A 22,065-nucleotide genomic window follows, 5' to 3' on the forward strand; every position below is an offset into this window, starting at 1 on the left:
GCGGCCCCCTTCACTTCTTGACCCGGACGGTGTAAGTGACGGTCCGCGAGTTCACGGTGTGGCCGTCGGCGGCCAGCTTGGCGGCGGCCCGGACGCGCAGCTTGTACGTACCGGCCTTGGAGAAGGCCCAGTTGGCGTGGGTGTGGTCGCCGGCGTGCAGGGCGACCCGGTCCGGCAGGCCGTCAGCGCTGTTCACCAGGACGGTCTCCGGCTCGCCGAAGACGTCGTCGGTGTAGACGGCCACCGTGCCGGGGCCCTGGACGGAGAGGAAGGACACCGTGACGGCGTCGTCCTGGAAGACCCCGGAGTCCAGCTCCTCGGCGCCGAAGCCCGCCCACAGCAGGTCGGGGTTCTGCACCTCGGGCAGCACCCACAGCGGGCTGCCCGCGGTCCCGAGGAAGGCGTAGCGGGCGCCGGCGGGGACGGTGGTCCTGGCGGCGGGCAGGGCCGTCAGCCGGACGTCCTCCGGTGCGTACTCGACCTCCTCGGCGCCGCTCTCGTCATGGACGGCGATCTCCAACTCACCGTCTTCGTAGGCCAGTCCGACCACGTCGACATGGCCGTGGTCGAGCACGGTCACGCAGGACGCCTGGGCTGGTCCGGCGGCTATCAGGGTGGCGGTCATGACGCCTGCCACGGTGAGCAGGCGCAGGGGACGGCGCATGGATGGCTCCCTTCCGAGGCCCCGAGCGGGCCTCGATGGCGAGACGATAACCATTTTCATCTGACTGTCGCAAGGTCCTACTGAAGATGCATCAGATCCACAGCCCTCCAGGCGCAGGTCAGACCCCATAAACTTGATAATCATTTTCATCATGGCTAGGTTGGCCTCCTCCCCCTGCCACACCTCCGGAAGGAACGCCCCGATGAGGGTTGTCACAAGGCGCCTGGCGGCGACCGGTTCGATCGGCCTCCTGGTCGTCACCGGCGCGCTCGGCGGCGCCGCCACCGCCACGGCCGGCCCGGTCGCCCCCGCCATGAGCCAGGCCGTCCCGTACCTGCACGACGTGGGCGACCCGGTGCTGAGCGAACGGACCGTCATCGACGTCGGCCATGTCGACGCGATATCGCCGCGCCTGGTCGGGACCGACTTCCGCAGCCTGCTGCTGGACGACCGCGACCCGCTGGCGCCGGTCTGGCGTACGCCGGAGTCGGTGATCCTGCACGTACGGCCGGCCGCCGCCCTGGATGTCGCCGACGACCCCGACGGCTTCGCCTTCCTGGGGCAGCCGGGCGATGTCCTCTATGTCATCCCGCAGACCCAGGACCCCGGGCTGATCTGGGCCGGGTGGAGCACCCAGTCCTTCGGCCCCGAGGACGTCAGGGGCGATCTGACGCTCACGCTCGACCGGGTCGACGGGCCGGGTCAGGTGGTGCTCTGGGAGTGGTCGCCCTTCGGCGCGCCGGAGCCGGTCATCGACGGCCGGGCCGGGCTCCCCGCCTCGTACCCCGTCCCGGCCAACACCCACCAGCACGCCAACTGGGCCTTCACCCGACCCGGCGTCTACCGGCTGACGTTCACCTGGTCCGCCGACCTGGTCGACGGCGGCCGGGTCAGCGACAGCTCCGTCTACACCTTCGCGGTCGGGGACGTGGACACCGCCACCGTCACCCTGCCGCCCGCCGACCAGCCGGACCCCGATCCCAGCACGTCCGCTCCTTCGACGCCCGACCCCGCAGAACCCGACCCCGCAGAGCCCACTCCCTCAGGGCCCGACCCGAGCCCGTCCGGCACCACCGCCGCGCCGAGCAGCAGCCCCACCGCGCTCCCCGGCACCCCCGGCGGCGACCGCCCCTCGCCCACGCCGAGCCGGAGCAGCGCGGCGCCCAGCACCTCGGCCCCCAGCACCTCGGCCCCCACCACCTCGACAGCGGCCACTCCCCCGCCGGCCACCCCGGCCCCCGGCACCCCCGACCCCGCACTGACCGATGACGCCCCGGGCGCCGTCACCATCGGCGGCGGCAGCGGCGCCCCGGGCGGCTCCGGCAGCCTCGCCGCCACCGGTTCCTCGCCGGTGCTCCCGCTGGGCGTGGCCGGTGGCGTGGCCATCGTCCTCGGCGCGGGCGTCGTCGCCGTACAGCGGCGGCGGGCCCGGCGGCCCGCAGCGCCGACCGCGACCGACTGACGGCCGACCCCAGAGCCCAGAGCCCAGAGCCCAGACCGCAGACCGCAGACCGCAGACCGCAGACCGCACGGCAGCAGCCGGGCCGGGCCGATCATCGGATCGGCCCGGCCCGGTTGTGTGCTGCGCTACGCGGAGCGGCCGCAGTCGGCGCAGGTCCCGACCAGCTCCACGGTGTGCTCGACCCGGGAGAACCCGGTGGTCAGCGAGATCCGCTCGGCCCAGGCCTCCACCAGGGCCGCGTCCACCGGCTGGCTGGTCCCGCAGTCCCGGCAGAGCAGATAGTGCTGGTGCTCCTCCCGCGCCCGGTAGCGGAACAGCCGTTCGCCGCTCCCCTCCCGGACCAGGTCCACCCGCCCCGCCTCGATCAGCGCGGCCAGCGTGCGGTACACCGTGCTGAGGCCCACCCGGAGGCCCTGGGCGAGGAGGCGCGCGTGCAGCGCCTGCGCGCTGACGAAGCCCCCGTACCCGGCCAGCGCCCGCAGCACCTGCTCCCGCTGCGCGGTCCGGCGCCCGATCAGCTCCACCTCCGGCTGCGGCACCCCGGCAGCCGTCCGGTCCTGCGACACACGTGCTCCCCGTTGTCGATGACAGAGATGACAGAGTCGATGACGCAATCCTTCAGACCGCGACGGGCGCGGCACCCCGGCGTATCCGCCGCAGCGGACCCACCGCGACGGCCGCCCCGTGCAGGGCGGCGGCCACCGCCACGATGGCGAAGCTCGGCGGCAGCACCGGCACCGCGTAGCTCAGCGCCAGCCCGCCCCACATCGCCGCGACGGCCAGCCCGGCCGACAGCGCGAGGCCCCGGTAGGGGTGGTCGGTGAGGCGCTGGGCGGCGCCCGCCGGGGCCGCGAGCAGGCCGAGCAGCAGCAGCGATCCGACCGCCTGGGTCGCCTCGCCGGCCGCCGCGCCGACCAGCGCCAGGAAGACGAAGCCGAGCAGCCGGACCGGCACTCCGCGCGCGGCGGCCACGGCCTCGTCCACCGAGGCGAACAGCAGCGGCCGGGCGATGGCCAGCAGCACGACGCAGACCCCGCCCGCGACCAGCACCGCAGTGCGGGCCTGGCCTGCGGAGATGCCGAAGATCGAGCCGAAGAGCACCCTGGTCCCGGCGCCGCCGTTCGCCCCGCCGTGCGCGCCGGTGTACAGGGTCAGGAAGAAGACCCCGAGGCCCAGCACCCAGGAGAAGACACTGCCGATGGCGACGTCCTCCGTCCGGGCGCGGTTGCCCAGCAGGCCGAGCAGCAGCGCGACGGCGATGGTGGCGGCGAACAGCCCGACCCGCATGTCGACGCCGAGCAGCAGCGCGGCGAAGGCACCGGTGAACGCGACATGGCTGAGCGCGTCGCCGGTGAACACCTGGGCGCGCAGCACCAGGAAGTAGCCGACCAGCCCGGCGGCCGCCGCCACGGCGGTCCCGGCCAGCAGCGCGTGGACGAAGAACGGGTGATCCAGCGGACCCGCCGCCACGGTCATCTCGTACTCCTCTGTCGGGGACCGCCGGCCCGGTCCGCGAGCAGCCGGTACCCCCGGCAGAGCAGGCAGAGCGCGAAGGCGAAGCCGGTCACGTAGAAGCCCAGCGGATAGGGCGAGTAGTAGGCGGCGACCAGGCCCGCCCAGGTCACACCGAGCGCGATCAGCACCGAGAGCGCGATGCCCGCGCCGGGCCGGGCGGTGATCGCACGGGCGGCGGCCGGGGGCATCACCAGCAGCGCGAAGACCAGCAGGGTGCCGGTGATCTGGCTGGTTCCGGCGGTCGCCGCCCCGAGCAGCACCAGGAACCCGGTCGACAGGGCCCGTACCGGCACACCGCGTGCGGCGGCCACGTCCGGATCGACCGAGGCGAACAGCAGCGGCCGCCCGATGCAGCCGAGCACCGCGAGCACGGCGACCGCGACCACCGCCAGCACCAGGACCTGGTCCGAGGTGATCCCCATGAAGCTGCCGAACAGTAGTGCGTTCACCCCGCCGAGGAACCCCCGGTACAGCGCGACGAACAGGAACCCGGCGGCGAGCAGCAGCGCCTGCACCGTCCCGGTGAGCGCCGCCGCCTCCCCGGTGCCGCCGCGCCCGGTGCGGGAGGAGGCGGCGATGACCAGGGCGGCGGCGACGCAGAAGGCGAAGTAGCCGTACAGCGCGCCGATGCCGAGCAGGGTGGCCCCGGCGGCGCCGGGGAAGGCCACCGAGGCGAGGGTGTGCCCGGCGAAGCTCTCGCCGCGCAGCACCATGAACCAGCCGATCGCGCCGGCCAGCACCGCGACCACCGTGCCGGCCCGGAAGGCGTTCACCATGAAGGGGAAGGCCCACATCTCCTGAAGGTCCGTCAGCGGATTCCAGGAGAAGGCCGGTGCCAGGTCAGCGAGCAGCATCGCCGCCGCCCCTCCCCGGTGCCGCATGCCGGTCGGAGTGCAGCGACGGCGCCTCCGGCTGCCCGACGACGACCAGCCGGCCGTCGGCCGCGCGCAGCACCTCCACGGGCGTGCCGTACAGCCGGGACAGCGTCTCGGAGGTGATCACCTCACGGGGCGGGCCGCAGACCGCGCCGCCGCCGGCCAGGTACACCACCCGGTCCAGATGGGCCAGGATCGGGTTGACGTCATGGGCCACCATCAGCACGCTCACTCCCTCCTCACGGCAGATCCTGCTGGTCAGCGCAGCCATCGCCGCTTGGTTGGGCAGGTCCAGGCTGTCCAGCGGCTCATCCAGCAGCAGCAGGGCGGGCCGCCGGACCAGGGCCTGGGCGATCAGCAGTCGCTGCTGCTCACCGCCGGAGCACTGGCCGACCGGCCGGTCCGCGTACGCTCCCGCGCCGACCAGGTCGATCACCTCGGCGACCCGGGCGCGGGCCTCGCGCGCCCGGGTGCCGAACCGCCCGGCGCCGGGCAGCGGCAGGCCCCAGCGGTCGCCGTCCCAGCCAAGCCGGACGATGTCGGTGCCCCGGATGCGCAGCCCCGGGTCGAAGCTGCGCCGCTGCGGCAGGTAGCCCACCCGCCGGGCGGCCGCGCCGGGCGCGGCCCCCAGCACCCGGACCTGGCCGGCGGCGGGCGGCAGCAGGCCCAGCAGTACTTTGACCAGGGTCGACTTGCCGACGCCATTGGGCCCCAGCACGGCGACGAACTCGCCCGCCGCGATGTCGAGGTCGACTCCGGTCCACAGGGTGCGGCCACCCACCCGGGCGGCCGCACCGCGCAGTGCGGCCACCGGGGTCGGTCCGGGTGCGGGCTGCGGCGGCGGTTCGGTGGCGCGCCGACGCTGGAGCGGCAGGGTGTGCCGGACCCGGGATATCGGGTGCACGTTACTTGCCGCTCGCCTGGGCGAGGGCCTGCTCGATGCCCTTGAGCTGGGCGACCTGCCACTGCTGGAAGGAGGCGCCGGCCGGGGTGAGGGTCTCGGTGACGGTGGCGACCGGGATGCCCTCGGCCTTGGCCGCCTTGACCTGGGCCTGCACATCGGGGGTGGCGTTCTGGCTGTTGTAGACGTAGATCTTGATCTGCTTGTGGGCTATCTGGGCGTCGATCGCGGCCTTGTCCTTGGCGGTGGGGTCGGCGCCCTCGCTGATCGCGTCGAGGAACGACTCCGGGGTCAGCATCTTCAGGCCCAGGCCCTCGGCCAGCGGGGTCACGATCGACTCCGAGGCGCCGATCGGGGTGCCGGCGTAGGTCGCCTTGATGTCGCTGATCAGCCGGTCGTACTCACCGAGGGTCTGGTTCTCGAAGGCGGTCTTGCGGGCGGCGAAGTCGGCGGCGTCGGCCGGGTCGAGCTTCTGGTAGTCCGCCGTGATCCGGTCGATCACGGTGTGCACGTCGGCGGGCGAGTACCAGCGGTGCGGGTTGCCGCCGTCCTTCACCCCGACCAGGTCGCCCACGGTCAGCTCGGTGCGGCCGGGGTCGGGGTTGGCGGCCAGCAGCTTGGGCGCCCAGGCGTCGTAGCCGATGCCGTTGACGATGGCGTACTGGGCGGTGGCGACCGTGCGCGAGTCGGCCGCGGTGGGCTCGTAGTCGTGCGGGTCGGCGTCCGGGTTGTCGATGATGCTGGTGACCTTGACATGGCTGCCGCCCAGCTGTTCCGCGATGCTGCCCCAGAAGTTCTCGGCGGCCACCACCTGGATGGTCCGGCTCGGCTGCCCGGCCGTGGCGGAGTCCGGGGCGGCCTTCGGGGCGGCGCTGGTGGACCCGGTGGAGCAGGCGCTGGTGGCGACCAGGGCGGCCGCCACGCCGCCGAGGGCGGCGAGGCGGAGCGGGCGGCGGCCGGTGAGGGCGGTACGCATGAGGGATCTCCTTCAAGAGCAGGGGAGATCCCACCATAATTGAAAATGACTATCACTTTGACCAGAGAGCTAACGATGATGGGAATCATTACCATCTCGTAACCTGTCACCACGTCACGCTTCTGCGTCGGGGTGGGTTCGCCGTGGGTCGAGGCCCCTGATGAGCCGCGCTTGTCGGTCAGGAGCGGCCACGGCCCGGGGCGGTTTCTCCGCTAGCCTGGCCCGGTCGCCTCCTGGGTCTGCCGAGAGAAGAGAGTCCTCGTGTCCGTCCTCATCGCCGGTGGAGCCGGTTACATCGGAAGCACCGTCGCCTCGGCCTGCCTGGACGCGGGCGTCACTCCGGTGATCGTCGACAACCTCGTCCGGGGCCGCGCCGAATTCACCGCCGGGCGGATCTTCTACGAGGGCGACATCTCGGACGGGGCCCTGATCGACCGGATCTTCTCGGAGCACCCGGACATCTCCGCGGTGGTGCACTGCGCGGCGCTGATCGTGGTGCCGGAGTCCGTGGCGGACCCGATCGGCTACTACGAGGCGAACGTCACCAAGAGCCTGGACTTCGTCCGCCACCTGCACCGCAACGACTGCGACCGCCTCATCTTCAGCAGCTCGGCCTCCATCTACCAGGCCGAGGACGGCTCCCCCGTCACCGAGGACTCGCCGCTGGCACCGCAGAGCCCCTACGCGCGGACCAAGGCGGTGTGCGAGCACATGTTCGCCGACATCGCCGCGGCCGGGAAGATCCGGGTGCTGTCCCTGCGGTACTTCAACCCGGTCGGCTCGGACCCCCTGCTGCGGACCGGGCTCCAGCTCAAGCGGCCCAGCCACGCGCTGGGGAAGCTGATCGAGGCCCACCAGGAGGGCACGCCGTTCCCGGTCACCGGCGTGACCTACCCGACCCGCGACGGAACGGGCATCCGTGACTACGTGCATGTCTGGGACCTCGCCGCGGCCCACATCGCGGCGATCGACCGGTTCGACTCCATCCTCACCCACGCCCAGCCGTCGATCGCGATCAACCTGGGCACCGGCTCCGGCACCACCGTCCGCGAGCTGTGCACCGCGTTCAACAACGTCGTAAGCCCGCCCCTGGCCACGGCCGACACCGATCCGCGCCCCGGTGACGTCGCCGGCGGGTACACCATGAGCGACCGGGCCGCGAAGCTGCTGGGATGGACGCCGAAGCTGTCCCTGGAGGAGGCCATCCGGTCCGCCCTGGACTGGATCCCCGTGCGCGACGCGATGCTCAAGGACTGAACCTCTCCGGCCCTCACTCTTCCGGGCGGCCTTGGCCTGGCTGGAGGCGGGCTTCGAGAGCCGGCAGGTGTCGATGACCGGGACCGCCCCACCGGTGCTCCGCCGCGGCGTCCCGGTAGACGTGGCGGGGGATCGAGCGCTTCGCGGAGCCGACGGCCTGCGGTCCAGTCGGCCTCCGGCGTGCCGACGCCCCCGAGCGCGTCGAGGCTGTGGCCGTGCCTACGGTCACTTGGGCCCGGCTGCTGACGCCCGCTCAGGGCGGGGGTGCGTTGCCGAGCAGCCGGTCGCGTTGGGAGAGCAGCCGCTCGACGTCGGCGATCTCCCGGCGGGCGTGGTCGGGCAGCTGCTCGGCGGGGACGCGTCCGTACCAGTCGGACGCGTCCTGGGCCGCCGCGTACGCCTTGGGGCCGTTGCCCTGGTCGAGCAGCCGGGAGGCCAGCAGCAGATGGGACTGCCCCAGGCCGACCAGGTGGTCGGGGTTGCCGGGGTCGGCGGTGTGCAGCCGGCGCCAGATGCGGACGGCCTTGACCACCGGGCGGACGCCGCCGCGCCCGGCGCGGGCCTCCCACAGCCCCAGGTCGCCGTAGCCCCGGGCGAGCCGGACGGCGGCCGGCGGGTTGCGGGCCGGATCGCGCGGGGTCAGCCGTTTGAGCAGGTCCACGGCGGACCGGCTGAGGCTGACCGCCTCGGCGTACCGCCGCTGCTCCCCCGCGTGGGCGCCCAGCACAAGACGCGCTTCGGCGCAGAGCAGGAGCCCCCGGGGGTCCTGGCGTGCGGCCCGTCCGAGCACCGGCAGCGCGTCCCGCAGCGCCTGGAGGTCACCGGCACCGGCCCCCGGCGCCTGGGCCGCCCGCAGCGCCGCCTCGGCCCGCCGCACCTCGGCGGTCGGCGGGCCGTCCGACCGTCCTGCCACCCCCATGGCGCCCTCCCCGGCTCAGCCTTCTCCAGTCTGCGGCGCTGCTGAGGGACCGTCAACGCCGCCCTGGCCGGCCTGGTGGGCGGCAAGCTCGGCCTGGAGGCGGGCGGCGTCGATGAAGGAGGTGTGGGTGCCGGCGGTGGTGCAGGCATGGGCGCCGGAGACCGCGCCGGCCAGCATGCACTCCTCGACCGGCCGCCGGGCCGACCAGCGGCTGAGGAAGCCGGTGACGAACGCGTCGCCCGCGCCGTTGCTGTCCACGATCGGCGCCCCCGGGTCGACGGCCGGGAAGTGGCGCGGTGCGGCGTCGTCCCGGGTGAGCAGATAGCTGCCGTGCTCACCCGCCGTGGCGGCGACCAGGACGGCCCGGCCGCCCGCCAGGATCGAGCGCATCACCGCCTCGTGGCCGCCCCGGCAGCCGGCGACCGACATGAAGACCAGGTCGGACTGGAACGCGTACTGCCGGTGGTGCTCCTGCCTGCCGTCCCAGGCGTGCAGATCGGTGGAGCAGCTGACGCCCAGCCGGTGGATGTCCGGGTAGAGGTCGCGGTTGACGTTGCTGATGGACAGGTGGACGTGGGCGGACCGCTCCAGGAAGGGCAGGGCGAAGGCGCGGGGCAGCCGCAGATCGGCCGGGTGGCGGCCGTCGTAGAAGGAGAAGCGCCGCCCGGCCGCGTCCACCAGGTTGACCGCGCGCGGGGTGCCGGCCGGGGAGACGAGATGGCTGAAGTCCAGGCCGTGGCGGCGGTACGCGTCCAGGATCAGGGCGCCCTGCGGGTCCGCGCCGAGGAAGTCGATGAACTTGGTACGCAGCCCCAGCGCCAGGCTGCCCAGCGCCACGCCGTTCCCGGTGTGCGCCACATGGTCGACCACCGGCGGCACGCCCACCGAGTCGCCCTCGGGGATCTCCAGCTGCTCCACCCGCACGATGGTGTCCACGCCGGCGCCGCCGACCACCAGGATGTCGTACATGTCCCCCCTCGGCCAGGTCCCCCCTCGGCCGCCCGCCGCGGCTCCGCTGGACGCCGATGCTGCCACGCGCCACCCAGCGCCGCAACGGATTTCCGAAACTTTCCGAGAGGCCTTGCAGGGGCGGCGAGGCGGGGGTGACCGCGGGCACCCGTCCCGTTCCGGCTGGCGCGTCGGCACGTACGCTGCTGGTCGTCACCCGCCCCCGGTCCCGGCGGGGGACGTTCCCGCGCGACGAGAGGCTCAGCCATGCACCGCACCGCCCACCCGGTGCCCACCCACCCGGCGTCCCCGATCCGCCTGGTGGCCACCGACCTGGACGGCACACTGCTGGGCGCCGACTCCACCGTCTCGCCCCGCACCCGGGCGACGCTGCGCCGCCTCGCGGAGCGAGGCATCGAGCATGTCATCGCCACCGGCCGACCGGCCTCCGGCTGCGCGCCCTTCTTCGACGCCCTCGGCTACCGGGGGCTGGCCGTGTGCGGGCAGGGCGCGCAGGTCTACGACGCCGGACGCGGCCGGCTGCTGACCGGCGCCGAGCTGGACCGGGACGCGGCCCGGGACGCGCTGGCGCGCCTCGCCGCGCTGGTCGGGCCGGTGGAGCTGGCCGTCGTCACCTCGGGGCTGCACGGCGAGTTCCTGGTCACCGAGGGATTCGGCCGGGGCGACGAACGCGCGCTGGCCCCCTTCCGGCCGGCCTCGGTCGCGCAGTTGTGGGAGCAGCCCGTCGACAAGGTGCTGATCCGGCACCGCGACCTGTCGGACGGCGACCTGGTGGCCGCCGCCGCCCGGTGCTGCGGCCCGGGGCTGACGGTCGTCCACGCCGGTCCCCGGATGGTGGATCTGCTGCCCACCGGCTTCGACAAGGCGACCGGCCTGGCCCGGGTCGCGGACTCCCTCGGCGTGGGCAGCCACGAGGTCATCGCCTTCGGGGACATGCCCAACGACATCCCGATGCTCACCTGGGCCGGGTACGCGGTGGCGATGGGCAACGCCCACCCCGAGCTCAAGGCCGTGGCCGACGAGATAGCGCCGGACCACGACGAGGACGGCGTCGCCGTGGTCCTGGACCGGCTGCTGGCCTGCTGAGCGGTACGGCGGGTCAGTCCCGGTCCCGCAGCAGCCGGGGCAGCAGGCGTTCGGCGTTGCGGGTGGTCAGGGCGCGCCAGCTGTCCCCGGCGGGCTGTTCGGCGCCGTCCACGGTGGCGACCTGCGCGGTGACGCCGGGCGCGGGCGTCCAGCAGGAGTCGCTGCCGTAGAGCAGCCGGTCGCTGCCGAACGCCCTGACCAGGGCGGGCACCTGGTGGGGGAAGGGCGTACCGGCCATGTCGAACCAGAGGCCGGCGAGCTGCTGCGGCACGCTCGGCCCACCTGGCCCGCCTGGGCCGCCGCCGAAGAAGACGCTGCGGAACAGCTCCATCCGGTCGGCCAGCAGCGGGAGGGCGCCGCCGCCGTGGGTGATGATCCACTGGATGCCGGGGTAGCGGGTGAGGACCCCGGAGAAGACCAGGTCGCTCACGGTACGGGCGGAGTCGAAGCTGAACTCCAGCATGGGCCGGGGGCGGCCCAGCGACAGCTGTTCGAAGCAGGGCGGCGAGGTGGGGTGGACGAACACCACGGCGGCGCGGGCGTCGAGTTCCGCGTACAGCGGGTCATAGCGCCGGTCACCGAGGTAGACCCCGCCCGCGTTGGTCTCGACCGTGACGCCGTCGCTGCCCGACTCGTCCAGGGCGTGGGCCAGTTCGCGCCGGGCGCCCTCGACGTCCGGCAGCGGCAGCGAGGCGAAGTGGCCGAAGCGGCCGGGGTGGGCCCGCGCGATGCCCCGCCCGTACTCGTTGACCTGCCGGGTCAGGCTGCGGGCGGCCCGGTCGTCGCCGAAGTGGGTGCCCGGTGAGGAGACCGAGAGCACGGCGGTGCCCACGCCCCAGCCGTCCATCAGCGCCACCTGCTCCTCCGCCCGCCAGCCGGGCCAGCCGGGCATGCCGTCGGGCCGCAGGTGTCCGGCGGCCTTGGCGGCGGCGATGTACTCCTCAGTCACAAAGTGCGTGTGGACGTCCACCAGGGGCGTTCCGGTGCTGCTCATCGGGGTCTCTCCTGCGGTGAGGGGGCGTCAGGAGACGGGTGCGGGCCCGGCGGTTCGGCCCGGACGGGTCCCGTCCGGGCCGAGTGGTCCCACCGACGACGCGTCAGGGACCGACCGGACCGCCGCCCCGCCCGGTGCCCTCCACGATCACGGTGTCACCGACCTGGCTGAAGTCGTAGAACCACTTGGCGTCCGCCGGGTTCAGGTGGATGCAGCCGTGCGAGGTGTCGACCGAGCCGACGCTGTGGTCCCAGGGCGCGGCGTGCACGAACAGCCCGCCCGAGGTGAGCCGCACCGCGTCGGGGACCTGGAGGTCGTAGTAGTCGGGGCTGCCGGAGTCGCAGGTGATCCGCGCGCTGCACGAGGTCATCTCGACCATCGGGTCCTTGCCCAGCACGTGGTACGTACCGGACCGGGTGGGGAACCTGGCCATGCCGAAGCCGGCCGGGAAGACCGCCACCGTCTTGCCGTCGACGGTGGCGCGCAGCTGGTGCGTGCTCTGGTCGATGGTCGTGACATGGCCCGTGGCGGCGGGCTCGGTGTCGCGGGCGGGCTGGAGCGCGTCCGGCGCCGCGACGCCCGCGGCACCGCCGTTTCCGGGAGCGGCGGCGGCGGAACCCGCCTGGAGGCCGGTCGTCCCGGCGCACACTGCCGCCATGAGCAGCGTCGCGAGTCCGCTGGACAGCGCGGCGCGGCGCGGACTGCTGAGTCGGTTTCTGGTCACCCTCATCACCACCGTGGTGTCGGCGAGCACCTGTGGCCCGCCCGGGGGGCGTACGCACAGGTAGGGGTCACTGGCAGGAGGCGGCGATGGCGGTCCCTCCGGCTCGGGACGCTAGCCCTGCGGGGCGCTGCGCCGACCGCAGAATGCCGGTATCCGGTGCTCCATCGCCTGACCGGTACTTTTACCGGCCGGTGTAGCGGGCCTTCTACCCCCGCCCAGCCTCCTCACACCGACCCGCGACCTCACACCGACCGGCGGCGCTGCGGCGAGCGGCCGGGCTCAGTCGCGGGCCGCCAGCTGCCGCAGGGTGTAGCCGCTGCCCGCCGGGTCCAGCACCTTGGTGGCCTGCTTGAACAGGTACTCCGCCCGCTCGTACGAAAGCCGGCTGCGGCCGGTGTCCGGGCAGAGATCGGCCGCCCCGGCGTACGGGCCGGGCCGGGCCGCCGGTCGGCGAGGAACAGCGGGCCCCGGGTCCGGCCGCCCAGCAGCTCGGGGAGCAGCGTCCAGCACGGGGACGATGACAGCAGCCGCCCCGGCCCGCGCGCAAGCCGGGGCGGCTGCCGGGAGCCGGGGTCAGGGGCCGAAGACCTGCTGGACCACGCTCTCGCCGTCCCCGACGATCCGGCGGAAGCGGCGGGCCAGTTCGACGGCCTCCTCCCGGGAGCGGACCTCGATCAGCGCGAAGCCGGCCACGGCCTCCTTGGCCTCCGCGAACGGCCTGTCCGTCACCGTGAGCTCCCCGCCGGCGGAGATCAGCCGGATACCGCCCGGCTCCAGGCCACCGGTGGCCAGCAGCGCCCCGCTCGCGGTCAGCTCCTCGATGAACCGGCCCATCTCGTCGTAGAAGTTCTCGTCGGGTTCGGCGCCGCCGGCCTTGTTCGTCATCAGGAACCGCATGGGTGTCGCTCCTTCTCATCCGTTGCTTCACCCACCCGTCGAACGGGGCGATGCGACAGGGAATGGCGGCGCTCCCTGTCACAGCACCCGGCCGACGTCGATACGAGGACCGAACAGCCGAATCCCAGAGCAGAGGACGATCGACATGCCCGAGTTCGCCACCGTGCAGGACTACTGCGCCGCGCTCCCCGCCGCCCAGCGCGAGCTCACCGACCGGCTGCTGCCGCTCATCGAGGCGGCGCTGCCCGGCGCGGGCGCGGTCTGGCACGGGCACCCGGTGTGGAGCCTGGGCGCCGCCCCGGGCAAGTCCCCGGTCTGCTATCTCAAGGCGTACGCCGGCCATGTGACCTTCGGATTCTGGCGGGGCCAGGAGTTCACCGACCCGTCCGGCCGCCTCACGGCCAACGCGCGGGAGATGGCCTCCGTCAAGCTCCGCACCCCGGCCGACCTGGACGCCGAGCTGTTCAGCGGCTGGCTGCGCCTGGCCCGTTCCCTGGAGGAGCCGGTGGGGGCCGGCCGCTGAGCCACCGGACGACGAAGGCCCCGCCACCCGTGGCCGAAGGTGGCGGGGCCGGGGGTCAGCCCGGCGGGAGCAGCAGCCCCAGCAGGGTGCCCAGGCAGGCCCAGGCCGCCAACGAGAGGGCCAGCAGCCGCAGCCGCAGCGCGCGGTAGCGGGCCGCGTACTGGCGCTGGAGCTGCCGGGTGCGGTCGGCGATGCGGACGATGGTGGCCCGGGAGGTCTCCAGCCGCTCGGCGGTGTACACCCGGACGACCTCCTCGCGCTGCGGGCCGAGCAGCCAGGGCAGCCGGTCCGCGAACGCCTCGGCCTGCTCGCGGGCCCGAGCGGTCTCGCCGTGCCAGAGCAGATAGCCGTCCAGCTGCCGCAGCCCGGCGGCGCACTCCCGCCCCGGGTCACCGGCGTCCCGGCGGCGGCTCACCGCCCCGGACCCGGTTCGATGCCCCCCGCCCCCGCGCGGACGCCCGCGGTGCCGCCCACCAGCTGGTCGTCATCGGGGATGTCGGGGTGGTGCAGGTCGAACGCCGGGGATTCGGAGCGGATGCGCGGCAGGGTGACGAAGTTGTGCCGGGGTGGCGGACAGGCGGTGGCCCACTCCAGCGAGCGGCCGTAGCCCCACGGGTCGTCCACCGTGACCCTCTCGCCGTATTTGGCGGTCTTCCAGACGTTGTAGAGGAACGGCAGGACCGACAGGCCCAGCAGGAAGGAGCCGATGGTGGAGACGGTGTTGAGCGTGGTGAAGCCGTCGGACGCCAGATAGTCGGCGTACCGGCGGGGCATGCCCTCGGCGCCCAGCCAGTGCTGGACCAGGAAGGTGGTGTGGAAGCCGACGAAGAGCGTCCAGAAGTGGATCTTCCCCAGCCGCTCGTCCAGCATCCGGCCGTTGAACTTGGGCCACCAGAAGTAGAAGCCGGCGAACATCGCGAAGACCACCGTGCCGAACACCACGTAGTGGAAGTGCGCCACCACGAAGTACGAGTCGGACACCTGGAAGTCGACCGGCGGCGAGGCCAGCAGCACCCCGGTGAGCCCGCCGAAGAGGAAGGTCACCAGGAAGCCCACCACCCAGAGCATCGGCGTCTCGAAGCTCAGCGAGCCCTTCCACGCCGTGCCGATCCAGTTGAAGAACTTCACCCCGGTCGGCACCGCGATCAGGAACGACATCAGGGAGAAGAACGGCAGCAGCACCTGCCCGGTGACGTACATGTGGTGCGCCCACACCGTGACCGACAGCGCGGCGATGGCGATGGTGGCGGCGATCAGACCGGCGTAGCCGAACATCGGCTTGCGGCTGAAGACCGGGATGATCTCCGAGATGATGCCGAAGAACGGCAGCGCGATGATGTACACCTCCGGATGGCCGAAGAACCAGAAGAGGTGCTGCCAGAGCAGGGCGCCGCCGTTGGACGGGTCGAAGACGTGTGCGCCGAACTTGCGGTCCGCCTCCAGCGCCAGCAGCGCGGCGGCCAGCACGGGGAAGGCGAGCAGCACCAGCACACCGGTGAGCAGCACGTTCCAGGTGAAGATCGGCATCCGGAACATCGTCATGCCGGGGGCGCGCATGCAGATGATCGTGGCCATCAGGTTGACCGAGCCGAGGATGGTGCCGAAGCCGGAGAAGGCCAGGCCCATGATCCACATATCGCCGCCGACGCTCGGCGAGTGGATGATGTCGGAGAGCGGCGAGTAGGCGAACCAGCCGAAGGACGCGGCGCCGTCCGGAGTGAGGAAGCCGGCCACCGCGATCAGCGAGCCAAACAGGTACAGCCAGTAGGCGAACATGTTCAGCCGGGGGAACGCCACATCGGGGGCACCGATCTGCAACGGCATGATCCAGTTGGCGAAGCCGGTGAACAGCGGCGTCGCGAACATCAGCAGCATGATGGTGCCGTGCATGGTGAACGCCTGGTTGAACTGCTCGTTCGACACGATCTGGGTGCCGGGCCGGGCCAGCTCGGCACGCATCACCAGCGCGAGGATGCCGCCGATCAGGAAGAAGGCGAACGTGGTGCACATGTACAGCGTGCCGATCGCCTTGTGATCGGTGGTGGTCAGCCAGTTGACGACCGCCCTGCCGCCGCGCGCCCGCCCCTCCGGCGGAGGGGCCGCTGCTGCGGCCTGCCCCACCCTGTCCGTCGTGGTCACCGCAGTGCTCCTTCGCGATCGACAACCGCCTCGACGCGATCACGTTGACATAGGCCGCCAGTCACGTCGAGTAATCACCCGGTTACCTAGCCCGATCGGGGGAGCGTCGCAGCGGCAGCCGGGGGCCGCCGCCGACTGCGGTTGACGGGCGGACGCGGGCGGTGGAAGGCTCCCTTCTGGGAGCGCTCCCAAGCCGACGGCGGCCCAAGGGCCCCGGCTCGGCGGTCCGCCGCGTACGCCGAGGCGCCCCGCCGCCCGGTCGGGGCCGCCCCAGCCGCCGTTCGGATCGAGGGAGCACCATGAGCAGCATCTTCATCACGGGGTCGACCCAGGGCATCGGCCTGGAGACCGCCTCGACGCTGGTCGCCGCCGGGCACCGCGTGGTCGTGCACGCCCGGGACGCCGCCCGAGCGGACGACGTACGGGCGGCGCTGCCCGGCGCGGCCGGGGTGGTCGTCGGCGACCTGGCCTCACTGGCCCAGACCCGGGCCGTGGCGGAGGCCGCCGCCGCGGCGGGGCCGTTCGACGCCGTGATCCACAACGCCGGTCTCGGCGGCGGCGCGCCGGAGCGCACGGTGACCGAGGACGGCCTCGAACTGCTCTTCCAGGTCAATGTGGTGGCGCCGTACCTGCTGACCGCGCTGATGCCCCGGCCCGGCCGGCTGGTGTACCTGACCTCGGGGCTGGAGGCCGACGGCGACCCGCAGTGGGACGACCTGCAGTACGAGCGGCGGCCCTGGCACGGGATGCAGGCGTACTCGGACTCCAAGCTGTTCGATGTGCTGCTCGCCTTCGCCGTGGCCCGGCACTGGCCCGGCGTCCCCACCAACGCGGTCGACCCCGGCTGGGTGAAGACCCGGATGGGCGGCCCGGAGGCCACCGACGAGCTGCCGCAGGGCGCGGACACCCAGATCTGGCTCACCACCGGCGACGACGCCGAGGCCGTGCTGAGCGGCAGGTACCTCAAGCACCGGCAGTCGCTCAAGGCCAACCCCGCCGCGTACGACCAGGAGCAGCAGGAGCGCCTGCTGTCCGTGCTGGCCGGGATCACCGGTACGGAGCTGCCCGCGCTCTGACGGGTGGTCGGGCCCCGGGTCGGCCGGTGGCGGCGGCCACCGGCCGACCCGGCCCCGCGGCCCCGGCGGGGGTCAGGGCCGGTCCGCCGTGCCGGGGGCGGCGGTCGGCGCCGGCCCGGCGCCGGGCCGGGGCACGGTGGCGACGACCACCCCGGCGGTGAGCAGCACCAGGTTCTTCACCACGAACTCGCCGTCCATGGTGAGCAGCACCGGGTTGCCGTGCTGGAAGGACTCATGGGGCATCATCACCAGCACGCCGAAGGTGCCGACCAGGTGTGCGCAGAAGATCGGCAGCGCCCAGCCCAGGGCCCGGCCGGAGGCGAACCAGATCCCCAGCACCACCTCGAAGCAGCCGAGGGCGGTGACCGCCCAGTTCCCGGTGTGGAAGGGGATGACGCCGGTCACCAGCTCGGCCGCCGGGCTGCGTTGGATGACCTTGAGGACGCCGAACCAGATGTAGACCAGCCCCAGCACCACCCGCAGCAGGGCCAGCCCGTGCCGGTGCAGCTGGGGCGCCCAGCCGGCGAGGCGGTCGGTCAGACCGGGGGCGGCGGTGACCTGGGGCCTGGCGCGGTGGGTCTCGGGTGTCACGGTCACGGTGTCGCCTCCGGGCTGGGACGGCCGACCGCTCGTCGGCCGGCTGGGGATGGACCTGCGGCGCCCGAGCCCGGTGGACGTGGGCGCGGGTGCCGGTACGGGAGCCGGGGTGGGTGCTGGGTGGGCGCCGTGGCCCATGGGAGCGCTCCCACCGGGTGCCACCGCAGCGATCCGCTGCCGTCGCCAGTGGCGGACGGCTCGCGCTGCCTGCCGAGTCCGCCGCCTGAGCGAGCCGGGGGCGCCGCGCGGAGCGAGGCGGTACCGCCCGCCCTCGATCCCGCCCACCGCGTCCGTCCTGCTGTGGAGGGCGGCGGCCCATCGGTTCGTTCCCCCGCACGTTAGCCAGCGCGCGGCGGCCGGCGGGAGGGCCCATCAGCTCCTTCGATGCCCGCCATGACGGTTACCGATCGGGCCCCGACCAGTGGTTTCACCAGCCGGAGCGGTGGTGACGCCGCAGCCCGGCTCCGCGTCAGGCCACCTCGCCCCGGGGCCCGGCACCCCCGGCGACGCCGATCGCGGACAGGCCGCCGGAGCGCGGCGCGGGACCGCCCCGGGGCGGCGGTACGGGACCGGGCAGCGCGCCGCCGTGGGCCGGGGCGGACAGCTCGTCCGACGACGGGCGCGGCGACCCGCCGAGCACCTGGCGCAGCAGCTCCGCCAGCGCCTTGCGGTGCACGGCGGGCAACCCGCCGTCGGGGCTGGTGACCAGCGAAGCCGTCCAGTGCATGGCCGGCACCTCGGGCAGCGGCAGCAGCCCCTTGCCCTGCCGGGCCGCCGTCAGGGCCGTCGGCAGCATGGCGCAGCCCAGCCCGGAGAGCACCAGGATATGGACGCCGTCCGCCGAACCGATCTCCACGATCTCGGGGGCCCGGCCCTCGCGCAGCCGCAGCAGTTCGGGAAGCCAGCGCTGGGAGGGGCAGTCCGGGTCGGTGATCACCACCGGCGGGGGGCCGGCCACCGGCCGCGCCGGCTCGGGCCGGGCGGCGGAAGCGGCGCCGACGACCGGTGAGAACTCCACCGTGAGCAGCGGGACCGTGGCCGACCCGCCCTCCTGGTCGTCCCCCTCCCCCGGCGGCGCGGGGACATCCGCCGCCGTGGCGCGGGCCGGCCCGGTCAGCAGCACGGCGCCGTCGACCTCCGCCTCCCGCAGGGCGGTGCGCAGCTGCTCGGTGCCCAGCACCCGGACGGCGAGCTGGACGCCGGGCAGTAAGCGGCGGCCGAGGTGGGCGAGCCGGGTCAGCTGCTGGCCGTACGCGAGGGAGTGCGGCAGCCCGAGCACCACCCGGGGCGTCCTGGCGGCCGGGCCGCGCAGTGCCTCCTCCATCTCGCCCACCAGCTCCAGCATCTGGCGGGCGTAGGCGTGCAGGGTGTGGCCGGCCGGGGTCAGCCGGACGCCGGTGGGGAGCCGTTCGAAGACGGGCTCCCCCACCTGGTCCTCCAGCGCGCGGACCTGGGCGGTGACGCTGGACTGGGAGTAGCCGAGTCTGCGGGCGGCCCGGGTGAAGGACCCGGCGTGGATGACCTCGCAGAATGTGCGGAGCGTTCGAATGCCGAGGTCCATGCCGCGTTCCCCCTCCTGGGTCGGCCGGTGTGACAGCCGGTCACCGGGTGCAGGCAGGAGCACCCGTGACGTTGGTTCCGCCCGGGTGTGACGGGGCACCCTGGCGTCGTTCCGCGCCGGGCGCCCTCGCCCGTCCGGCGCGACTCTACTCGGCGGGGTGGGCCTCGACCAGCGGAGAGCCGAGGTCCGGTTCGCCCGGCGGGGGCCGTGTGGGCCCTGCGGTCAGCGGCTGATCGGCTCGGCGGCCGGTTCGGGTGCGGGTGCCTGCTGCCGGGTCGGCGGGGGCGGTGCCAGTCGTCCGGTGCGCAGCAGCCGGCCGTTGACGGCCGCCGGGGGGCGAGGGCGGGCAGGGCGGCCAGTGAGTCGGTGAGCTGGGCGCCGTCCTGGAGGGCCAGGGTGATCAGCAGGGAGGACACCATGGTGTTCCCGGCGTGCGCCGGGCTCGCCGTCCAGATGGTGCCGCTGCGCAGCCGGAGCCAGGCGAGGACGGCTTCCTGGAGCAGGAGACCCACCGTCCGGAGCAGCGTGTCGACCGCGACACTGCGGTGGTCGACATGTCCGAGAAACGGCAGCGGACAATGCCGGCCTGCCCAGATCAGCCCGGTGACGGCAATCGACCGATAGGGCCGTCCGGTGGATACGCGCGGCCGCAGATATCCGGTCCAGCCGCACTCCTCACCCAGTAGAGCGGCATCCCCAGCGCCGGCGCCTGTCACCCGGGCAGCCCCGGGACCAGGCCGTCGAGCGGCGCCGCCCCCAGCCGGTAGCGCCCCAGCGCCCAGGCGAGCCCGACCGCCGGCGGGCCGGCGCCGGCGGGCCGGCCGGGCCGGCAGGTGGTAGCCCCGTCCGCGCCGCAGCCGGAGCGCGAGACCGGCGTCGCCGCAGCCCTCCCCGGTCACCCAGCGGCGTACCACGATCGCCGCCACGGCCGGTCCGACGGCGCCCGGAAGCTGCGCCACCGGATTGTCGAGCGGGACGTGGCACAGATAGCGGGCGGCCGACCACGACCCCCAGGAAATCCCGAAGGCGAGGTGCTGCGTCTGATGGCCGCCGGGCTGTCCGACCAGGACATCGCCGGGCGGCTGGGTGGTCGGCCTGGAGACGGTGAAGACGCCTGTCGGCAATGGGCTCACCAAGCTCGGCGCCGCCAACCGCACCCAGGCGGTGATCACGGCCCATGAGTCCGGCTTCGCCATCCCCGGCGGCTGACCGGGACTGCTGTCGCGTCAGCCGCCGGCGCCGTGCCGCAGGCCGTCCATCAGCAGGTCGAGCAGCCGCCCGGCCTGCTCGCGGCGGTCCGGCTCACCGGCGGCGAGGCAGACGCCGGACAGGCCGGTGAGCACGTCCTCGGGGCCGATGTCGGACCGTACGGTCCCGGCGGCGGCCCCGGCGTGCAGCAGGGTGGTGATCGCGGCGATCAGGCTGTCACGGCTCTGGGCGTAGGGGTTGCCGCCGGAGGCGATGACGGTGCGCAGCGCGCCGGCCAGCCCGCGCTTGGTGGACATGTAGTCGACATAGCGGTCCATCCAGCTGCGGAGTGCCCGGTCCGGCGGCAGCGACCGCAGCAGGTCCGCCGCCGCGTCGTGCAGCTTCGCCAGCTCGCTGCGGTAGGCCGCCTCGATGAGCGCCTCGCGGGTGGGGAAGTTGCGGTAGAGGGTGCCGATGCCGACGCCCGCGCCCCGGGCTATCGCGTCGAGGGTCGCCTCCGGGCCGCCCTGGGAGAAGGCGCGCAGCGCGGCGGCGAGCAGCCGGTCGCGGTTGCGCTGCGCGTCGGCCCGCAGCGGTCGGGGGCCGGTGGCCGGCATGGCGCCTCCTCGTCGACGGCACGGTTTTGCCGCTTGCTAACCGGAGGAGCCTCCACTTACTGTGGAAGTGAAAGCGGAGGGTCCTCCGCTTCCGCATTCTACCGGCCTGCCCGCACGGGCCACCCCCATCGAGTACGACGGGAACCACCATGACCGAGCCCACCCGCCTCACCACACCGTTCACCGCTGAATCCACCGCCGCCGAGGTCGTGGCGGGGATCGACCTCACCGGCCGCCGGGCCGTCGTGACGGGCGGCTCGTCCGGCATCGGCGTCGAGACCGCCAGGGCACTCGCCGGCGCGGGCGCCGAGGTCACCCTGGCGGTCCGCAACCCCGACGCCGGGCGGCGCGCCGCCGAGGAGATCACCGCGAGCACCGGCAACGCGCGGCTGCGGGTGGCGCCCCTGGACCTCGCGGACCGGGCTTCGGCGGCCTCGTTCGCCGCCGCCTGGGACGGCCCGCTGCACATCCTGGTGGACAACGCCGGCATCATGGCCTGCCCCGAGCTGCGCACGCCGGAGGGGTGGGAGCTCCAGTTCGCCACCAACCACCTCGGGCACTTCGCACTGGCCACCGGCCTGCACCGGGCACTCGCGGCGGCCGGCGGCGCCCGCGTCGTGTCGGTCAGCTCCAGCGCCCATCTGCGCTCGCCGGTCGTCTTCGAGGACATCCACTTCCGCGAGCGCGCCTATGAGCCGTGGGCGGCCTATGGGCAGTCCAAGACGGCCAATGTGCTCTTCGCCGTGGAGGCGACCAGGCGCTGGGCGGACGACGGCATCACCGTCAACGCGCTGATGCCGGGCGCGATCCGGACCAACCTCCAGCGCTATGTCAGCACCGAGGAACTGGACCGGATGCGGGCGCTGAGCGGCGGCCCGGCGGCCCCGGCCTGGAAGACGCCCGAGCAGGGCGCGGCCACATCCGTGCTGGTGGCGGCCTCGCCGCTGCCGGCGGGCATCGGCGGCCGGTACTTCGAGGACTGCAACCAGGCGCAGGCCCACCAGCCGGGCACCCGCAGCGGGGTTGCCGGGTACGCGCTCGACCCCGAGGCGGCCGCCCGGCTCTGGGAGGTCTCCGTCCGGACGCCGGCCGGCTGACCGCAGGGCCGGTCCCCCGCCCCGGTGG

Annotated in this window: 22 protein-coding genes and 3 pseudogenes; 7 read left to right on the plus strand and 18 right to left on the minus strand. The window is 73.8% G+C overall.

From position 1 onward, the window contains the following. Window positions 1-10: 10 nt before the first annotated feature. On the minus strand, window positions 11-664 hold the full coding sequence (locus ACIQGZ_RS26575; protein WP_402606427.1) for a choice-of-anchor M domain-containing protein: 654 nt from the start codon (window positions 662-664) through the stop codon (window positions 11-13). Window positions 665-866: 202 nt separating this feature from the next. On the opposite strand from ACIQGZ_RS26575, the gene ACIQGZ_RS26580 reads away from it, so the two are divergent. Next, on the plus strand, window positions 867-2,126 hold the full coding sequence (locus tag ACIQGZ_RS26580) for a choice-of-anchor M domain-containing protein (RefSeq protein WP_402606429.1): 1,260 nt from the start codon (window positions 867-869) through the stop codon (window positions 2,124-2,126). A 125-nt stretch (window positions 2,127-2,251) separates the two neighbouring features. On the opposite strand, the gene ACIQGZ_RS26585 is transcribed toward ACIQGZ_RS26580, so the two are convergent. Genes ACIQGZ_RS26585 through ACIQGZ_RS26605 form a run of 5 tightly spaced genes read right to left on the minus strand, consistent with a single transcriptional unit; the run spans window position 2,252 to window position 6,393 of the window. Further along, a complete protein-coding gene (locus ACIQGZ_RS26585; RefSeq protein ID WP_402606431.1) occupies window positions 2,252-2,692 on the minus strand; it encodes a Fur family transcriptional regulator in 441 nt (146 codons plus the stop codon). Window positions 2,693-2,744: 52 nt separating this feature from the next. Next, complete coding sequence (locus ACIQGZ_RS26590) at window positions 2,745-3,602, minus strand: metal ABC transporter permease (protein WP_402606433.1); 858 nt, start codon at window positions 3,600-3,602, stop codon at window positions 2,745-2,747. Then, on the minus strand, window positions 3,599-4,495 hold the full coding sequence (locus ACIQGZ_RS26595) for a metal ABC transporter permease (RefSeq protein ID WP_402606435.1): 897 nt from the start codon (window positions 4,493-4,495) through the stop codon (window positions 3,599-3,601). Before ACIQGZ_RS26595 ends, ACIQGZ_RS26590 begins: the two co-directional genes overlap by 4 nt. Continuing rightward, entirely contained in the window at window positions 4,482-5,420 is a 939-nt protein-coding gene (locus ACIQGZ_RS26600; RefSeq protein WP_402606437.1) for a metal ABC transporter ATP-binding protein, read from the minus strand. The genes ACIQGZ_RS26595 and ACIQGZ_RS26600 overlap by 14 nt, the downstream gene beginning before the upstream one ends. 1 nt (window position 5,421) lies before the next feature. Beyond that, window positions 5,422-6,393: a metal ABC transporter solute-binding protein, Zn/Mn family gene (locus ACIQGZ_RS26605; protein WP_402606439.1), complete on the minus strand. Its 972-nt coding sequence runs from the start codon at window positions 6,391-6,393 to the stop codon at window positions 5,422-5,424. A gap of 261 nt (window positions 6,394-6,654) precedes the next feature. Between ACIQGZ_RS26605 and galE the strand changes: the two genes are divergently transcribed. Continuing rightward, window positions 6,655-7,650 carry a UDP-glucose 4-epimerase GalE gene (galE, locus tag ACIQGZ_RS26610; protein WP_402606442.1) on the plus strand — a complete coding sequence of 332 codons (996 nt, stop codon included), beginning with the start codon at window positions 6,655-6,657 and terminating at the stop codon, window positions 7,648-7,650. A gap of 253 nt (window positions 7,651-7,903) precedes the next feature. Here galE and ACIQGZ_RS26615 read toward each other — a convergent pair whose 3' ends face one another. Then, the gene (locus ACIQGZ_RS26615) at window positions 7,904-8,569 is read right to left on the minus strand and encodes a hypothetical protein (RefSeq protein ID WP_402606444.1); all 666 of its coding nucleotides are present in this window, start codon (window positions 8,567-8,569) and stop codon (window positions 7,904-7,906) included. Window positions 8,570-8,584: 15 nt separating this feature from the next. Next, entirely contained in the window at window positions 8,585-9,538 is a 954-nt protein-coding gene (locus ACIQGZ_RS26620; RefSeq protein WP_402606447.1) for a carbohydrate kinase family protein, read from the minus strand. A gap of 246 nt (window positions 9,539-9,784) precedes the next feature. On the opposite strand from ACIQGZ_RS26620, the gene ACIQGZ_RS26625 reads away from it, so the two are divergent. Then, window positions 9,785-10,624 carry an HAD family hydrolase gene (locus ACIQGZ_RS26625; protein WP_402606449.1) on the plus strand — a complete coding sequence of 280 codons (840 nt, stop codon included), beginning with the start codon at window positions 9,785-9,787 and terminating at the stop codon, window positions 10,622-10,624. 13 nt (window positions 10,625-10,637) lie between these two features. Here ACIQGZ_RS26625 and ACIQGZ_RS26630 read toward each other — a convergent pair whose 3' ends face one another. From ACIQGZ_RS26630 to ACIQGZ_RS26645, 4 genes are all read right to left on the minus strand, one after another. Continuing rightward, window positions 10,638-11,618 (minus strand): amidohydrolase family protein, encoded by a 981-nt coding sequence (locus ACIQGZ_RS26630; protein WP_402606451.1) that lies wholly within the window; start codon window positions 11,616-11,618, stop codon window positions 10,638-10,640. Window positions 11,619-11,721: 103 nt separating this feature from the next. After that, window positions 11,722-12,342 (minus strand): L,D-transpeptidase, encoded by a 621-nt coding sequence (locus tag ACIQGZ_RS26635; protein WP_402606453.1) that lies wholly within the window; start codon window positions 12,340-12,342, stop codon window positions 11,722-11,724. 279 nt (window positions 12,343-12,621) lie between these two features. Continuing rightward, entirely contained in the window at window positions 12,622-12,852 is a 231-nt protein-coding gene (locus ACIQGZ_RS26640) for a hypothetical protein (RefSeq protein ID WP_402606456.1), read from the minus strand. Window positions 12,853-12,915: 63 nt separating this feature from the next. Continuing rightward, window positions 12,916-13,239 carry a YciI family protein gene (locus tag ACIQGZ_RS26645; RefSeq protein WP_402606459.1) on the minus strand — a complete coding sequence of 108 codons (324 nt, stop codon included), beginning with the start codon at window positions 13,237-13,239 and terminating at the stop codon, window positions 12,916-12,918. 145 nt (window positions 13,240-13,384) lie between these two features. Here ACIQGZ_RS26645 and ACIQGZ_RS26650 point away from each other — a divergent pair, with 145 nt between their 5' ends. Next, window positions 13,385-13,762: a DUF1801 domain-containing protein gene (locus ACIQGZ_RS26650; protein WP_402606461.1), complete on the plus strand. Its 378-nt coding sequence runs from the start codon at window positions 13,385-13,387 to the stop codon at window positions 13,760-13,762. A gap of 55 nt (window positions 13,763-13,817) precedes the next feature. Here ACIQGZ_RS26650 and ACIQGZ_RS26655 read toward each other — a convergent pair whose 3' ends face one another. Together ACIQGZ_RS26655 and ctaD are read right to left on the minus strand one after the other, a co-directional pair. Then, a complete protein-coding gene (locus ACIQGZ_RS26655; RefSeq protein WP_402606464.1) occupies window positions 13,818-14,177 on the minus strand; it encodes a hypothetical protein in 360 nt (119 codons plus the stop codon). Beyond that, window positions 14,174-15,832: pseudogene (gene ctaD / locus ACIQGZ_RS26660) on the minus strand (cytochrome c oxidase subunit I); the annotation flags it as partial. The gene ACIQGZ_RS26655 and the pseudogene ctaD, both read right to left, overlap by 4 nt. A gap of 368 nt (window positions 15,833-16,200) precedes the next feature. Between ctaD and ACIQGZ_RS26665 the strand changes: the two are divergent. Beyond that, window positions 16,201-16,977: an SDR family NAD(P)-dependent oxidoreductase gene (locus ACIQGZ_RS26665; protein WP_402606466.1), complete on the plus strand. Its 777-nt coding sequence runs from the start codon at window positions 16,201-16,203 to the stop codon at window positions 16,975-16,977. Between the two features lie 72 nt (window positions 16,978-17,049). Here ACIQGZ_RS26665 and ACIQGZ_RS26670 read toward each other — a convergent pair whose 3' ends face one another. The 3 genes and pseudogenes from ACIQGZ_RS26670 to ACIQGZ_RS26680 form a co-directional block, all read right to left on the minus strand. After that, complete coding sequence (locus ACIQGZ_RS26670; RefSeq protein WP_402606469.1) at window positions 17,050-17,574, minus strand: hypothetical protein; 525 nt, start codon at window positions 17,572-17,574, stop codon at window positions 17,050-17,052. Between the two features lie 469 nt (window positions 17,575-18,043). Continuing rightward, a complete protein-coding gene (locus ACIQGZ_RS26675) occupies window positions 18,044-19,135 on the minus strand; it encodes a LysR family transcriptional regulator (protein ID WP_402606471.1) in 1,092 nt (363 codons plus the stop codon). A 431-nt stretch (window positions 19,136-19,566) separates the two neighbouring features. Further along, window positions 19,567-20,094 (minus strand): annotated as a pseudogene (locus ACIQGZ_RS26680) (type II CAAX prenyl endopeptidase Rce1 family protein); the annotation flags it as partial. Window positions 20,095-20,157: 63 nt separating this feature from the next. Here ACIQGZ_RS26680 and ACIQGZ_RS26685 point away from each other — a divergent pair. Next, window positions 20,158-20,344 (plus strand): annotated as a pseudogene (locus tag ACIQGZ_RS26685) (response regulator transcription factor); the annotation flags it as partial. Window positions 20,345-20,361: 17 nt separating this feature from the next. Here ACIQGZ_RS26685 and ACIQGZ_RS26690 read toward each other — a convergent pair. Beyond that, entirely contained in the window at window positions 20,362-20,940 is a 579-nt protein-coding gene (locus tag ACIQGZ_RS26690; protein ID WP_402606473.1) for a TetR/AcrR family transcriptional regulator, read from the minus strand. A 149-nt stretch (window positions 20,941-21,089) separates the two neighbouring features. On the opposite strand from ACIQGZ_RS26690, the gene ACIQGZ_RS26695 reads away from it, so the two are divergent. Continuing rightward, entirely contained in the window at window positions 21,090-22,037 is a 948-nt protein-coding gene (locus tag ACIQGZ_RS26695) for an SDR family NAD(P)-dependent oxidoreductase (protein ID WP_402606474.1), read from the plus strand. Window positions 22,038-22,065 lie beyond the last annotated feature (28 nt).

This window comes from Streptomyces sp. NPDC092296 (assembly GCF_044755465.1).
In the GTDB taxonomy this organism is placed as follows: domain Bacteria; phylum Actinomycetota; class Actinomycetes; order Streptomycetales; family Streptomycetaceae; genus Peterkaempfera.